This window comes from Singulisphaera sp. GP187 (genome assembly GCF_900129635.1).
GTDB lineage: Bacteria > Planctomycetota > Planctomycetia > Isosphaerales > Isosphaeraceae > Singulisphaera.
Genome location: NZ_FSRB01000002.1, coordinates 1 through 17,092, shown reverse-complemented (window position 1 = coordinate 17,092; position 17,092 = coordinate 1). Strand labels below are relative to the sequence as shown.

General features: G+C 58.6%; 5 protein-coding genes. 1 reads left to right on the top strand and 4 read right to left on the bottom strand.

Annotated elements, in window-relative coordinates:
* Nucleotides 1–26: 26 nt before the first annotated feature.
* Entirely contained in the window at nucleotides 27–4,349 is a 4,323-nt protein-coding gene (locus BUS42_RS24580; protein ID WP_074311456.1) for a tetratricopeptide repeat protein, read from the bottom strand.
* 1,661 nt (nucleotides 4,350–6,010) lie between these two features.
* Between BUS42_RS24580 and BUS42_RS24570 the strand changes: the two genes are divergently transcribed.
* Nucleotides 6,011–11,344: a PKD domain-containing protein gene (locus BUS42_RS24570; protein WP_074311452.1), complete on the top strand. Its 5,334-nt coding sequence runs from the start codon at nucleotides 6,011–6,013 to the stop codon at nucleotides 11,342–11,344.
* Between the two features lie 728 nt (nucleotides 11,345–12,072).
* Here BUS42_RS24570 and BUS42_RS24565 read toward each other — a convergent pair.
* The 3 genes from BUS42_RS24565 to BUS42_RS24555 form a co-directional block, all read right to left on the bottom strand.
* Nucleotides 12,073–13,260, bottom strand: coding sequence for an acyltransferase family protein (locus BUS42_RS24565; protein ID WP_074311450.1), 1,188 nt, complete (start codon nucleotides 13,258–13,260; stop codon nucleotides 12,073–12,075).
* Nucleotides 13,261–13,635: 375 nt separating this feature from the next.
* Complete coding sequence (locus BUS42_RS24560; RefSeq protein ID WP_159452288.1) at nucleotides 13,636–14,784, bottom strand: glycosyltransferase; 1,149 nt, start codon at nucleotides 14,782–14,784, stop codon at nucleotides 13,636–13,638.
* Between the two features lie 1,156 nt (nucleotides 14,785–15,940).
* Complete coding sequence (locus tag BUS42_RS24555; RefSeq protein WP_143206497.1) at nucleotides 15,941–16,825, bottom strand: FkbM family methyltransferase; 885 nt, start codon at nucleotides 16,823–16,825, stop codon at nucleotides 15,941–15,943.
* Nucleotides 16,826–17,092: the final 267 nt, after the last annotated feature.

Below are 17,092 nucleotides of genomic sequence, written 5' to 3'. Positions count from 1 at the left end.
ATGCTCACCTCGCCTGGCCTCGCCAATCATGGGCTTAGCGCGGCAACCAATCGGCGATAGTCTTCCCGTTCGAGCGGATCGATGGCGTTTTCGACGAGGCCCGCGGCTTGCGCCTTGCGGAGCGTTTCCCGGGCGGCATCGCGCCGGTCAGAGCGCATCTGGGCACGAGCGAGGTGGAAAAACAAGAGCGGGGAAGGATTGACGGTCGCGGCTTCGGTCAGGTCCTTCAGTGCGGCCTCGGGTTTGCCCAGCGCCAAGTAGACGAGTCCTCGCGTGTCGAGAGCTTCGGGATTCGAGCCGTCCAGGGTGATGGCTCGATTGATGAGGTCAAGCGCTTCCTCCGCTTTCTCACCGCGCGCGGCGAGCAGCCAGGCGAGGTTGTTCATGGGGCCGCCGGTTCCCGGCTTCAGGGCAATGATCCGCCTCATCAGCGCCTCGGCGTCGGGATAGTGACGTTGGAGGATCTTGAGGTTGGCCAGGTCGAACATGAGCTGGACCTCATTCGGAGACTTGCGGATCTCCTCCTCAATCCAGGTCATGACCCGGCGGGACTGTTCGTCGTCGGCTTTCGCGGCGTGGAGAATTCTCAGGGCGGCGTTGCTGACCATGACGGGGGGGCATGTTTTCCAGGCGCCCTCGCAAAGGTCAAGGGCTTCGCGATCTCGCCCGTGCCGACCGAGGAAGAGAGCAAGCACGAGGACAGCCTTTGGATCCTTCGATTGGTCGACGAACTTGCGGGTCAATCGCTCGGCGGCGGCGGTCTCGTTCAGCTCTTCGAGCAGGGATGCAATGGCCAAGCCGTCATTCGGATCGCTCGCGGCGCGGGCTTCGAGGGCGGCAACCGCTTCCGTTCCCTTGCCATCCTTGTGAAGCAAGCGAGCCTTGAGTTCGACGACTTGGAGGCTCTCGGGTGTCGCCTTCTCCAGCTTGGTAATCCAAGGTCGGGCCTGGTCGAGATCGCCACGGGCCAGGAGAACGCGCGAGAGCGAGTACAGATAGTCCGGATTCTCAGCGTCGACAGACACCAAGCTGAGAAGAAGGTCGCGTGCTTTGGACCAGTCGCGGCCCGCGGCGTGGAGCTGGGCGAGCTGATATTTCTCGAGCGGGGAGGGGGTCGACCGCTGTGCCAACTCTTCGTACTTCGCGATCGCCTCGCGCCGATGCCCCGGGCGCGAAGCCAGCAGCAGCGCCTTGAAACGCTGATCTTCGATCAGTCCCCCCTCCTCGGCGATGTTCTTGTCAAGAAGTGATGCCGCCTCCAGAAAGGATTCGGAGTCACCATTGGCCAGGCTGAGAGCCAGGCTTCGTCGCGCTGACGCCACGATCTGCTGGGGGGCTTTGAGCTGGGGATCGAGAACCTTGCGCAGCAAGGTTTGGGCGTTTTCCGGCCGCTGGGTCGCCAGATAGAAGTTCGCGACTGTCAGGTGGATCGCGGCGTTGTCGGGGTGGGTCTTCAGAGCGGCGACGTATTGCTCTTCGGCCTTGGCGCGGTCACCGATCCGATCGTAGCAACGCGCCAGCGTCAACGTCACGAGATCGGGAGGAAGTTGCCGCCCCGCTTCGGCAATGGCCTGCTCAGCGGCGACCTTCTGATCGGTCTCGGAGAGGAACTGAATCAGAGCCATCCAAACCTCAGGCTCTTTTCCGGCCATCGCGACTGCGCGACGTAGTTCCACTTCGGCCTCGGCCGGCTTCTTGGCGGCCCAAAGCATCTGTGCGAGCCAGATCCGGTCGTGATAGTCCTTGGAATCCGGCGCGATCGCCTGGCGGGCCAGTTCCAGGGCCTGGCCCTGGTCTCGATTCCGCAACGACTTCTCGGCGGCGAGTTGCCCCAACAGACCGACAGGCGGGGTCGATTTGAGCAGGTCTTCGATCAAGCGGTCCGCCTCCACGGTGCGCCCGTGCTGATTGAGCAACTGGATCACCTGACGCACCACTTGCGGAGGCCGCTCGCCCCCCCGAATCGCCTTCAGGTAGGACTCGATGGCCCGATCCGGCTTCCCCTCCTTTTCGGCGATCTCGCCCTCCAGGAGCGAGACGAGGGCCCATTCCGGCCGCTTCTTGGAGACTTCGGCCAGGAGAGTCCTCGCCTGACTGAGCAGCGCTCCATTCCCGGGCTTTGCTCTCAAAACGAGTCGGGCCGCGTCGGCATACCGCCAGAGGGCACCGTCCTCCCCCTCGATCTGTCGCAATCGGCTCGACGACCGCCCAATCGACTCGTCATCGCCGCGGCGGAGGGACAAACCGAGCAGGAGGGTCGCGAGCTGCCGGTCCTCCGGTCGCCGCTTGGCCGCCTCGGTCCAGATTCGATCGGCTTCTTGGAGGTTGCCGAGACGGAGGTAGGCATTCGCCAATCCGTCCTCGAGACGCGGCCGGTCCTTGGACGCGAGCTTTTCGAGGGCTTGGGTCAGCTCGCCGAGCTTCTTGGGGGCTTCGTCCCCCCCGCGCCGTCCCCAATAGCTCGCCTCCGCCAGGCGAAGTTCCACTCGGTCACCCAGTTGGTTCTCGGCTTGCTTGATGAGCGCGAGCGCGTCATCCGGCTTCCCTTCCTCCTCCGCCAGTTGGGAGAGCGCAATCCAGGGCTCGACCCGGTCGGGATGAGCCTTCTTGAACACCTCGAGTCGTCCTCGCGCTTCCTCGATCCGGCCCCGCGCTGTGAGGATTTCGGCACGGAGGAGCGGCACCTCAACTGATGTCGGCGCCGCCTGCTCCGCTTGATCCAGCAGAGTCTCGACCTCCTGCCAGCGGACAGGGTCGCGTTGCTGCTCGGCCGTCAGACGCAAGTTTTGGGCAACCAGCAGCCGCGCCAGGATCGGTCGTACCGAGGGAGCCTGAGGGACGAGACTCCGATACGACTCAATGGCGGCCTCGCTTCGTCCCAGGGCGAGAAGTGCGGCCGCCTGCGCCAGCCGGGCGGGGACCCATTGAGGATCGAGAGCCAGCGCCCGACGACACGCGGCCAGTCGCTGCTCGGGGAGCCCGAGCCATTCGTAGCCCTGAGCGAGGAGGAGGTCTGCCTGTTTGGTCAGGCTGTTCAGAGAGGGCGTTCCCGCCATCAACGCGCGGGACTTCTCCAAAATCCGAATGGCCTCGGGCCATCGGCCCTTCGCAACGAGCAGTCGCCCATCAAGGTAATCGATCGGAGCGGTCAGAATGTCGTTCTTCTGGCGGAGTTTTTTGAGCTCGACGGCGGCTTCGTCCAGTTGACCGGCTTGAATCAGCGACTCGGCCAGGTTCCAGAGCAGATCGACCTGGTCGGGCAAGGCCTTGAGGCCCCGCCGCAGCGCCGCGGTCGCCTCGTTGACTCGGCCCGCCTGGGTCTCGACCGCCATCCGACTCTGATAAATCCGCACGTCCTTCGGGTTGGACGATTCGCCCTCTTGGAGGAGCGTCCGGGCCGTGTCAAGCTTGCCCGCCAACCGGGCCGATTCCGCGTTCGCGACCAGCACCTCAAACTCATGGGGAGCCAGTTGCTGCGCCTGGGCAACGTCCTCCGCCGCACCGGCCAGCCCGTTCTCCTTGCGATAGCGGGCGCGAAGCAAATAGGCCCGGAACGACTGCGGGTTCTTGGCGATGAGCCCGTCCTTGAGTTCGCTCGCGTCCATGACCCGATCGGCCTGAGCCGGGTCGCCCATTCGTTCTCGGAGGAGGGCGCTCAGTCGTCCATAGGTTTCGATCTGGTCCGGTGCCTGAGCCAGGGCCAGCCGGTAGCACGCCGCGGCCTTTCGGTAATAAGCCTCGGCTTCGTCACGTCGACTGGTTCGTCCTTGATCCTCGAAGCAACGGCCGAGAAGTTCTTCGAGCGCGGGATCGGGGCGAGTCAGGAGTTGCTTGAGCGCGGCGGGCGGTCCCTCCTCGGGCTTTCGCCGTGAGAATTCGAGGAGTTGGGCTTCCAGACGCCGGCGATCCCCCAGACTTGGGACCTGCCCGAGGCCCGGCTTGAGGAGCAAAGTGACGATCGGTTCGCTCGCCTCCTTCGGCCGCCCGAGTTCGACCCCCAACTCCGCCGCTCGGCGGCGGACGTCGTCGCGGTCGGGGACGCGCAGAAGCGCCCGTTCCAGGACCATTAACGCCTTCGCTCGAGCCGCACCACCCGGAGCGCCCTTGGCGAGCGCCAGCCCGTATCGTGCGAGGGTCGTTCCATCATCGGGTCGGAAGGCCAGATAGCGGCTTAAATATTTTTCAGCCTCATCATGATCGCCGTTGCGCTCGGCCAGGTCAGCCCGTTTGAGCAGCGCTCCGATATTGCGTTTTTCTTGAAATCCATGGACGAGGTGAACCACCCCACCGAGTAGACCAGAGGTGACCACGAGGCCAATCAAAAGCTTAATATTCAGCCTTCGTCTCATGATAGACAGTATCCTCAAGGCGATCATACCAGGACCGTTCGGGCCGGGAATGATCGCCGGTAAGTCGATCCATTAATCCGTTTGCGTTCAAGGCCGGTTCAGGTATGGAATCGGGCTTGCAGGCCCTGACTGGGCAGAGTCCATCTCTGCCGTTGGCCCCCACGTCGGGGCCGTTGCGGGCTCCAAACATTCCGTCAGTCGCCGACCCTCGGGACTTCCAGGAAAACTTCGCCGTTCTTCCTAATCCAACACGCGATTTCGGGAAGGTCGAATGCCCATCAAACGCCAATCTTGACAAATGTTAATTTTGAACTATGAGATAAGCCGGAGCGGATTTCCAGAGAAATTACCGTAGGTAGACAAAAAACAACTCGAACCCAATTTATGGCGGCTTTTGGTTGTTTTAAGCTTGTTATGAGCCTTGTCTGGATTGGGATGGCTTTCGCAAGCGTGAGCAGAGTCTCTCGGATGAGTTACGTCGGTTCATTCATTGGGTTCGGGTCGTGGGCAAGCGAGGAGCGTCCGGCCTCGGTGCGGATCGCCCGATTCGCTCACGGAATCCCCAAAGGGGTTTGGAAAGACCAGGACAAACTGCGGAAACGACCGGATCGCCGTTCGAACGGCCCAGACTCCGACACCATCGAATCGATGATCCCGCCCCTGGCAACGACCAACGGCGACGACACCTCCGACTCCGCCTTGACCGGACTCCTCGCTCGACGCGAGATCCATGTCGGGCGTCCCCGGCATCCACCTGAGCAGGCCGACCCAGAGCGATGGCGATCGAGGAATGGGCTCAGATCGCGTGGGCGCATCGGATCAGTGCCGCGCAAGTCCGCCCGCCAATGCGTGCGGCTTGCTCCCTGATCGGCGGCCCATTGCATACACCTTACGACCCGTGGTTGGTTGCAGTCATGGTGATAATGGACTGCGAGATGTGTCAACCTCCGCCTTTGGTTTTTTGGCGAATTTGACCTGCATTTGGTTGTAACTCTTTAAGTGACTGCAATACCGGTATGCGAAGCGACGATTTCCCGTGCGTGAGACCACAGACGAAATGAGGTGGATGGACGCGAGGGTCACCCTGGAAGGGAACGAGACGCCGGCTGGACCCGTATCGCAGTCAATCGTTCGGAGTGCAGACAACCGCTTGAATGCGATATTTAAAGGGATTAAGCCAGATCGGTAAACGTTGGTTGATGCGCATTGACGCTGATGCGTGAATTTGTTTCTCGTCACGCGTCGGGCGCGTTTGAATTCAGCCGGAGCGATCGTAACCCATCGGCCCAAGCCACGCGATAGTCTGAGGGCGAGATTTTCTGATTCCGCCGAAACACTCCCCGGACGGTAACTTCGAGGGTTTCGAACTCCCTTCGAGACGACTTGCCGATTCTGCAATGATGACCTAGAGTTCGTGCAGTATCCGTATCGATTCCCGTCCGAAACGATCGCTCCATCCTTCATCCGTCAGCCTCGTTCACAACATTGAGTGCAAGCCGTTCAATCACCCCCACTCTCTCCCTTTTATCGAGAGGCGGGTGTCGATTCCGGAACGAGTCTGTACTCGCATTTGCATTTGTTGATTTTGCGATCGGGATCCTCTGCTTCGAGACGGGTTAATTTATATGCCGATTTCGCTCTGATTTACAGGACTCATCGAAATGACAAAATCGTTTTGGCGGGGCTTCCTACGATCGGAAGGCAAGGAAGCCTCGAAGCATCAGCTCCGATTGCAGGTCGAGGCCCTCGAAGATCGAAGCCTGATGGCCACGGGGATCGCTTCGTCCCAATTCGATTTCGGCAAGACCAGTGCGGCTTTCGCTCCACGGACAATTGCCGTATCCAACGCTCCTTATAGCCCAATCCTGGGCTACGGTTGGGCAACCCCGTTCAAGGCGACCGCCCGGGCCACTTCCGGTCCTCGGCAACGCGACGCGAATCCTGGTTCCGAAAACGACTTCCGCGTGGATTTGCCGAACGGCCTTTATCAGGTGTCAGTCACGGTGAGAGATCCGCGCGTTCGAAATCAACTTTCGATCTGGGCCGAGGGGCGGTTGATGACCACGGGGCAGCCGGCGACGTCCCGGCCTCTCGCGCCACCAAGTTTTCAGGTCGCCGTGACTGATGGTCAACTCAATCTGAGGTTCACGAGCGCCGGCAAGACTCCACTGAACGTGAAGCCCAACGCCCTGAAGATCGAACCCGTCCTTTTTGCCTCCGCTGGACCCAACCTGGTCGCAAACGAAGGCGACATTCTCACCTTCTCAGGGAGTGCCTTGGGAAGGTCCAACTTAACCTATGCCTGGGATTTCGGTGACGGTGATCGGGCCAGCGGCTCACTGACCCCTGAGCATGTTTATCGGGACAACAAACCTTATACCGCCACGCTCTCAGTGACCGATGGCTCCGGGGCCACGGTGCAGTTGTTCACAACGGTCGCCGTGGCGAACGTGGCACCGACGGCCGCGGTGAGCGGTCCTTATACGGCCACCGCGGGCCAGACGCTGACGCTCCAGGGTTCGGCCACCGACCCGAGTACCGTCGACACCGCGGCCGGCTTCACCTACACCTGGAACTTCGGCGACGGCACGGCCCCGGTGAGCGGTAAAGGGCTGTCGAGTCCGAGCCATATCTACACCACGCCCGGCACTTACACCGTCCTCGTCACCGCCACCGACAAGGACAACGCCACCAGTCCCGCCGTCGCGACGACGGTCACCGTCGCCAACGTAGCGCCGACGGCTTCGGTGAGTGGCCCGTACACGGCGATCGCGGGTCAAGCCCTAACACTTGGTGGTTCGGTCACCAACCCGAGTACCGTCGACACCGCGGCCGGTTTCACCTACACCTGGAACTTCGGCGACTCCTCGCCGCAAGTCAGCGGGAAGGGGCTGTCGAGTCCAAGCCATGTCTACGCATCGGCGGGAACCTACAATGTCTTGGTCGCCGCGACGGACAAGAACGGAGCCACTGGACCCGCCGCAAGCACCACTGTCACCGTCACCAAGCCCACCGGCCCGATCTTGGCCGCCACCGCAGGAGGCCCGTACACCGGTTTTGAGGGGGTCCCGACGAGTCTCAAGGCGACGGCCGGAGGCGGCAACAGGACGTACACCTACGCCTGGGACCTCGACAACAACGGCAGCTTCGAGACCGTCGGACAGACCGTCGCGGCGACTTTCCCCGACAACGGCACTTATACCGTCAAGCTCCGCGTGGCCGATTCCGCGGGCCAGTCCGTCGTTGTCTCCACGACGGTCGCCGTGGCGAACGTGGCACCGACGGCCGCGGTGAGCGGTCCCTATACGGCCACCGCGGGTCAAACCCTGACGCTTGGCGGTTCGGCCACCGACCCGAGTACCGTCGACACCGCGGCCGGCTTCACCTACACCTGGAACTTCGGCGACGGCACGGCCCCGGTGAGCGGTAAAGGGCTGTCGAGTCCGAGCCATATCTACACCACGCCCGGCACTTACACGGTCCTCGTCACCGCCACCGACAAGGACAACGCCACCAGTCCCGCCGTCGCGACGACAGTCACCGTCGCCAAGCCGCCCGACCCGCCTCTGATCGCGTCCGCGGGGGGACCGTACACCGGTTTCGAGGGGGCCTCGACGAGCTTCACGGCGACGGCCGGTGGCGGCAACGGGTCGTACACCTACGCCTGGGACCTCGACAACAACGGCAGCTTCGAGACCGTCGGACAGACCGTTGTATCGACATTCGCTGATAACGGGACTTATACCGTCAAGCTCCGCGTGTCCGACTCCGCGGGCCAGTCCGCCGTTGCCTCCGCGACGATCACCGTCGCCAACGTAGCGCCGACGGCTTCGGTGAGCGGCCCGTACACGGTGGTCGCGGGTCAAACCCTGACGCTTGGCGGTTCGGCCACCGACCCGAGTACCGTCGACACTGCGGCCGGCTTCACCTACACCTGGAACTTCGGCGACGGCACGGCCCCGGTGAGCGGTAAAGGGCTGTCGAGTCCGAGCCATATCTACACCACGCCCGGCACTTACACGGTCCTCGTCACCGCCACCGACAAGGATAACGCCACCAGTCCCGCCGTCGCGACGACGGTCACCGTCGCCAAGCCGCCCGACCCGCCTCTGATCGCGTCCGCGGGGGGACCGTACACCGGTTTCGAGGGGGCCTCGACGAGCTTCACGGCGACGGCCGGTGGCGGCAACGGGTCGTACACCTACGCCTGGGACCTCGACAACAACGGCAGCTTCGAGACCGTCGGACAGACCGTTGTATCGACATTCGCTGATAACGGGACTTATACCGTCAAGCTCCGCGTGTCCGACTCCGCGGGCCAGTCCGCCGTTGCCTCCGCGACGATCACCGTCGCCAACGTAGCGCCGACGGCTTCGGTGAGCGGCCCGTACACGGTGGTCGCGGGTCAAACCCTGACGCTTGGCGGTTCGGCCACCGACCCGAGTACCGTCGACACTGCGGCCGGCTTCACCTACACCTGGAACTTCGGCGACGGCACGGCCCCGGTGAGCGGTAAAGGGCTGTCGAGTCCGAGCCATATCTACACCACGCCCGGCACTTACACGGTCCTCGTCACCGCCACCGACAAGGATAACGCCACCAGTCCCGCCGTCGCGACGACGGTCACCGTCGCCAAGCCGCCCGACCCGCCTCTGATCGCGTCCGCGGGGGGACCGTACACCGGTTTCGAGGGGGCCTCGACGAGCTTCACGGCGACGGCCGGTGGCGGCAACGGGTCGTACACCTACGCCTGGGACCTCGACAACAACGGCAGCTTCGAGACCGTCGGACAGACCGTTGTATCGACATTCGCGGATAATGGCTCTTATACCGTCCAGCTTCGAGTGACGGATTCCGCCGGCCAGTCTGCCGTTGCCTCCGCGACAGTGACGATTGCCAACGTGGCCCCGACGGTGTTTGGGAGCGGGTCCTACTCAGCCCTCCCGGGGCAGACGCTGACGTTCCAAGCCTCGGCCACCGACCCCAGCCCTGTTGACACCGCGGCCGGCTTCATCTACACCTGGAACTTTGGCGACGGCTCGGCCCCGCTCAGTGGCCTCGGGCTGACCAACCCCAGTCACGTGTACGCCGCGGCGGGAGAGTACACGGCCACGGTGACTGCGACCGATAAGGAAGGAGCGGTCAGTCCTGTGGTTTTCACGACGGTGACGATTCTTAGCCTCATCCCGGCCAGCGGGTTGGCGACTACCGTCCTGACAGCCGGGTGGGCCAGCTTCGGCCAGGTTGTGCCACAGGGGGCTGCGCGTGACGCCCTGCAAATTGGAAACCTGGTGACCCAAACCGACGTCAAGACCACCTGGCCCGACGGTTCGATCCGTTATGCCATCGTCAGCGCCTCGGTGCCGGCGACGGGGAGCTACCCCATCAACCAGGCCGCTCCGAGCACCGGCACCTTCATCCCGAAAATCCCGAACGCATCCGTCAAGTTTACCATCGGCGGAGTGATCTACACCGCGGCCCTGCCGGCGACGAAGTCGAGCGATCTCTGGTTGGACGGCCCGCTCGTCACGGAGTGGCGGACGACGGTCGCTCCCGTCGACCCGTCCGGCAACCCCCATCCGTTCCTTCGGGTCATTTTCGACACGCGGGCTTACCGCGACGGTCAGGATCGCCTGGATGTGACCGTCGAGAACGACCTCGATGTGGCTGGGGCTACGAAGGTGAACTATGACGTGAACATCACAGCCGGAGGGCAGACGCTATTTAGCCAGACCGGCGTGACCCAATACTACCTCACCCGTTGGCGTAAGGTGTTCGACCTTGGCCTGACCGAGTCCCAGGTCACCCATGATTTCGAGCCGTTCTACCAGGCCGGTGCCTTGCCACGTTTCCAGGATACGGTTACGGACGAGACCTATTCGACCACCGGGGCGACATTTGACATTCTCGGGCGTGGCGGCAACACCTACGATGTTATGGGCAACACAGGGGGCCGACCAGAGATCGCGCCGTATCCCGACTGGACCGCGCGCTATCTTGTGCACCAATCGCCCAGCCAGGTCGATTATGTCATGGCCAATGGCGACTTGGCAGGATCATGGCCGGTACATATTCGGAACGTGGATGGAACCCTGGTCTCGATCGACAGCAAGCCTAACTTCTGGCTCGACTATCGCGGCCAGTCGATTTCGCCCGCCAGCGACCGTCCCCAAGGAGATCTCTCCGGGGATAGTATCGGCCCTCTGCGACCTGACCTGGCTCACGTTCCGTCCCTGGCCTACGTCCCTTATTTGGCCACGGGCGACCGTTATTATGCTGACGAACTGGCTTTCTGGGGCAATGATTCCTTGATCAGCTCTTGGTCCGCACCTATCGCGGAAGGAGGTCGAGGCGGAAGCTTTGGCCTTGTCGGTACGGAGCAGACCCGAGCTAGAGCATGGGGATTGAGGAATCTCACCGACGCCGCGGCTTACATGCCTGACAAGGACCCGACCAAGGCCTACTTCGCTCAGAAGGTCGCCAATAATCTGTCCTGGCTGGATACGAACGCGCGGGCGAATGCGGGGCCACTGGGTGTCGCCTGGCTATCGACCCGCAACACGGATCCCACATTGTCGATCGCCCTCTGGGAGCATGACTATCTGGCATGGGCCATCGATCACGCCCATGACCAGGGATTCTCCGGTGGGGATGTCATGAGGGATCAGATTGTGAAATTCCAGCTTGATCTCTTCAACGTCCCTGGCTCGATCCCAGAACTTGCGGGAGTTTATGTGCTCGCCATCGGTGATCGAAGTGCGACAGGTGTCGTTACCTACTATTCTACTCTGACGCAGGTGGCCAAGAACACCATCCACGAGGGTGATCCGAAGCCCGCGTTTGTGGGATACTACGGAAAAAACGTGCGACTCATGCTATTGATTGCGATTAGAAACGGATTGGTCGGAGCCCAGGATGCCTATAACTACTTGATGCCCTCAATCGCTATGGAGCTGACCGACACCGCAGGTTGGGCGATTGACCGGCGTCGGTGATCCCAAGGTTTCAAGTGACGCGTTCACACCCCGGAGCCCCTTAACAACAAGGGGTTTGAGAAGGCAAGAGACCCCAAAAAACGCTCGTTTCCGCATCCCCAACTCTCAGAAATGCCGTGTTTTCAGCCTTTCCACCCTGTGAACGCGTACCCAGCCTCACAACTTGAAAGTTTCAAGTTGTGGGGCTGGTTCCAAATGAACTGCTGGTCTAAGCCCTGCCCCCGTCATGTATTGGCGATCGGAAATCGGTTGGGATCCGACGGCGACAGCGAACTCCTGATGCCCTCCCAAGTCCGTTCTACCCAGCAGTAGGACCAGCGGGAGGCCGAGCTGCCATTTCAGATACCGATGAAGGCTCTTGCGGCATAACCCACGCGAGGGTTGGCGTGACGACAGATCCCTCGTCTATCCCCCACACGCAGCGGTGGGTATTGGATCGTTCGAGCCGCAAGAGGGATGGATGGCGTGAAGGACGCTAGCGTGGTGCACGCAATGCAACGACCTGACCGACACAGGACTCAGAGCGACGTCCACTTGATCGCATTGCGAAGAATAGAAGTTCATCTGAGTTAAAAATGTGGATTCGCCGTTGGTGCGGAAGCCTTCGAGTGTTGGAGCACTCGTACCGTGAAACCACACAACCGCCCGCCCCCCCCTCGCCAAACGGTTCGGTCGCGTCTTTGGTTAACGACATCCCCGATTCACCACACGGTGCGCGTCCGTAGGATTCAACGGCCTGGGGATGACACTTGCAGTCGAAAGCGCAAGAAGGATTGTGCCGGTCTCTCGAAATACCAATAAGTCGCCAAAGAGAGGGGGACGAGCAAGCTGAAGAAAAGTAGGAGCGAAACCGGGGAGTAGTAGAAAGAACTCTCAGGCGAAAGTGGAGGTCCGACCAGCACGAAACCGAGTTGCAATGGGAAGTGGAGGAGGTAAGACGAGTAGCTAATATGCCCCAAGAACGAGAGACGTTTGGCAAAGGCCCCCCACCATGACTCGACCATCGCGAGGGTCGTCACGGTCAAGGGAAAGAGCAAACAATTATACAAGATTGGAGTCGACAGGGTGACAGCGAGAGCGAGGACCTGTTTCCCAAAGATCGTCGGGTCGCCGGAAGGGAAGCTGGCCCGATAGATCCGCAAGGGGATGAGATAAGAGACCAACGCCGGTACGGCGATCCATGCAAGCAGCGTAACAAGAACAAGGACCTTGGTTACCCGAGGTGAACAACCGACTTTGCAGAGATGACTCACAGCATAGAATGATAGCCCTCCCATAAAGAAAGAGCATAGCCCATTGCCAAGGTCATGGTTGACTCGCAACATGACCAACATGCCGGCCAAGGCGAGGAGAGTGAGCTGCCACCAGCGAGGGATTCCCAAACGGCACAGTACGAAGAAGATAAAATAGAGCATTACCTCGATCGATACCGACCAAACCGGGGCATTGAAGGAGTATCCACGATGAATGCCCCAATGCGATGCGAAAAACAACTGAATGAAAAAATGATAAAGATCATTGTATGGATAAACAAAAAATGTTCGGTGGCGTAGATAAAACACATATTGGCCTGCGGCGACTAGGAGGAGCGTCACGAAATGCAGGGGATAAAGTCGAGAGAAGCGGAGCAGAAAAAAATCTCGGAAAGAAACCTCTCCCCGACGAATTTTCAAGCTATATAGCCAGAAGAAGATAAACCCAGACAGGCAGAAAAACAAATCAACAGCCCTGCCACCTTCGTTGTAAAAGGGCCAAAATAGTTGGTAGAGCGGTTGGAGATTCGGGGAAAAGGATCCTTGTTTCGTGCCATGATAAAAGAAGTGATCCCAATGCGAGAATATGACCGCCAGCGACGCAAAACCCCGCAAGGCGTCGAGGGAGTAAAAGTGTCGTGGAAGACGAGAAGGCGAGTTCATGAATAAACCCTTGTGGAATCTCCGTGCGTGATCAGCGTGACTCAATCGCTTCGGGCGGGAAACGATATCGAACGAGATGCGGGTGCAGATCAGAGTTGCTCAACGGAAAGTCGGGGCGTCCGGAGAGCGAGATGCCTGGGGCCGCATCCCGTCATACGCAAGCGGATCGCCAATCGCTCTCTGGGATTCAGAAGAGTTCCTGACTGAATCGCATCGACAAACAGCAACTCATCGGGACAAACACGTCTTAGCATCAAAACAGAACACACAGCAAACACGAATTTGTTGGCGTTGGATTTTTATGGTGTGCCAAGATTTGATTTGCATCAACCATGAAGCCACTGAGAAACACTGTAGAATCATCACTGCCATTAATCAAATGGTCCTGTATATTGCCGCGATATCATTTCTAATCGCAGACCAATCGTATCTTGCTTTAACAAATTTTCTGGCGCGTTCCCCCATCGATCGCCGCAGCTCAGGATGTTTGAGAAAATCGAGGCATGCCCGAGCGAACTCCGCGGGCTGATCCGCAATTCTCGCGACATCGTGGCCCTCAAAATCAATTCCCTCCGCCGCAGCCGTGGTCGAGACGACAGGAAGCCCAGCGGCCATAGCCTCAATGATCTTGAGTCGGGTGCCCGTCCCGAACATGATGGGTGCGATCGACACAGCGGTGGCTTCGAGATAGGGGGTGACTTCAGGGACCAAACCTGTCACGAAGATCTTGCCTGCTTCATCGTGCAAGCCTTGAACGGCTTTGTTGGGGGCCGATCCCACAAGCCAGAGCTCGACGGCTGGGAACTCACGCTGAATCAGCGGCCATGTCCGCTGGACAAAATTGATTGCTGCATGTGCGTTAGGTGGATTTCCATAGTCACCGACTAAAGTCAATCGACAGGATTCAAAATCAGGGACAAGCCTCGCGAGCGAAGCAACATCCGCACCATTAGGCACGACGTGGATCTTTGAGGGATCGGCACGACGCGCGAGATACTCGCGGTCTCGCGCGGAACAAACCCACATCGAATCGAGAAACGGCAATGTTGCCGATTCAAATAAGTGATATCTGAGCACGTCAAGCCAGCTCGTGTAATAGTACCGAGAGAACGGCTTGACAGGACGGAAACGGACATTTCGATATTGTGAGAGCGACAAAATGTCATCAATATCGACAACGAGTTTTATCTGAGGCATCAGCGCCTTAATTGCGAGAGCGTACGGCGCAAGGAACATCCAGCGCAGATGAATAACATCAAACTGGCTGAGATCTAATGAGCCAAGTGTGTTCCATAAAGAGGGAATGTCGTAATTCGCAATCGAGTCAGGACGAAGCCACCAGTGTTTTCGAACCGAGTCTCGCAGTCGGCGTCCCTGATCGGTAAGTGCAGTATTCTCACAGACTGAAGAGAGGATCGGAGGAACCTCAAAACGGCCCTGGAGTTCCCAGGCCTCCAAATCCACGGGTTGGCGATGCAAGGCCACGAAAGTAACCCGATGCTCATCAACAATCGCTTTCAGCATGTGATGTGATCGTAAAATCCCACCACTGTTCAAGGGAAAAGGCACTTTAGTAAGGAGAGTAAGAATATTCATGGCAGTAGATTTTGTTAGAGGACATCTCTCGTAGAGAGTCGCGAGCCTTGGAGCCCCGTAGGCATGCAGAGACGTGAAGACCTTATTTCAGAGTTGATCTCGAAAATGAAATATTGACAACTTGATAAATGAACAAACATCACAGTTTTTTGAATGTAAAGCATGCGAAGCTTGGAGCGTATGAATATTTTGCGAATTGGCTTTAAGGCACTCGATGTCCATTTGTAAAATCTGCGATCCTTCGACTTTAGGCGGCCGCTTCCCTGGTGTGGATCACCAGGTGCTGCAAGTAGTTGCTCTGAGGCGACGTGGAACTCCAGGTCCGCGAGATCGTATCAGACAAACGGCGCAGCCACCTTAAGCGGTAGTTCATGGGCCAGCCATTGTAAATTCTGAATGATTCTTTGGCGAGTTCAGGGCATGTTACCGACAAGGTCATCACTGAGTTCATCCGGATGCGGGAAATGGACAAAGGCGACGATGACGTTCGGGTCAGCGAGTCGGAGTTACCGTGTCATCGGGCTTTCAGTCATTTCACGAACCAATCTCCTGTCAGTCGGCGGTACTCTTGGGTCGTGCTGTTTAAACATGGTCTTGAATCAATTGTTGATTGAATTTTGATTTGTGGGCATTAAATCGAACTGCGTATCTCTGGTCAATCCTCATCGATGATGAGAAAGTCGGGACTGCTATCGGATTTTCGGAGACCGATCGAAGAGCAGAAAAGCTTGCATGTCTGCGTGCATTGGGACAGCATTATGTGCCGTCACAATTTGTCATCCACGCCACATGCAATCCAAAGCCAATGGCCTTATGTCAGCAGTGCGGCCCGGAGAGAAGTATCGAAGGAATAACGTATGATTGAAGCCTTTCTCCACGAATGGTCAGAATTCGACGATGGGTGCGTATTTAGCGTATCACGCAGCCTGAAAATAGGGGCCTCGCGAAAGTCTGACACTTGTAGCACACCGCCGTACCTTTGTCGGATTCACGAAAACCCCAGGAAAATGGCTCTCGGACACGCTAAACACATAAGACGATGGGATCGTCGAATTCAAGCCCTCAGTTCGATCGCAATCTCCTCCTAGGGAGCTCGGTGTGCCAAGATCGTATGGCTGTTGCCTTCGTCGATTTCAAAACCATAGGAACGAACGATACGGTCGAAATCCATATCCTCCCGAGACGTGCCGTGAAATTCGATGGCAATATTTCTCACCTGATTCAGCCAGTTTGTGTCATTTTGAAAGAGGACAACTTCGGCTCCCTCGACATCAATCTTGAGCAGGTCGATCCGATTGAATCCGGTCATTTCAATGAGTGTCTGAATGGTGACCCCATTGACAACTCCAACTTCGCCAGGGCCTGCGTCTCGAACCGAGATACAGTCGAATGCGTCTTTGCGATCGTCCGGGGTCGAAGCGATCAACTCCGCTTCGACGCTCCAAAGGGCGGCCTGGAGAATCTGGCATCGTCCCTCGGATACTAAATGATTTGTGTTCCGGGCAAGCATCGCGAAGTTGTTATTGTCAGGTTCAACCGTGAAAATTCGTGAATTGGGATATCGAGATGCAAAGTATCTCGTGGCCAACCCGACATTTCCCCCGATATCGAGGATTGTGTTGCATTCGCGGATTCGCTTCACGACGGGCAAATAGACTTCAGACTCGCAAATCTCGCTGAAAGTCGACTCATCTGAGCCCGTCTCGCGCAGCCAAACGTTGCCGCGAATCGGACTCTTGAGGTTGAGTCGGAGGAGCTTGGTGGATGAAAGATGTTTCGACGCTTGCCTGAGCTTGTAGTTCCGAAAACGTAGTATCGATGCCAAGGTCATCCGCTTCAGATTTGATGTTACAAAACCGACTGTCAAGAGCCATTCAGCAGTCTTGAAGCCATTGTATGTCCCATTAAACTTTGGTCCATTCATAGTCGCAAAGGAAGGCTCCTTGATCGGAACGTGACGAGAATCCACAGGGGACGGTCTCGACGACGTCTACGACTCGAGCCAGACTGATATGGTCGAGAACGTCACCATCGAACATCCAAAGTTCGATAGCACCTGACGTCCCGGTCTCAGACGAACATTTTTGAACAAGCATTCATAGCGTTGAACTCCGGAGCTGAGATCAATCTTGAATCGACCTCCTCCGTCCAACTTGTGATGTAACGGGATTCGTGAAGACTCTTAATCACCAAGCCGAGCGAAACATCTTTGCGTTCATTCTTTGCGGATATTTCC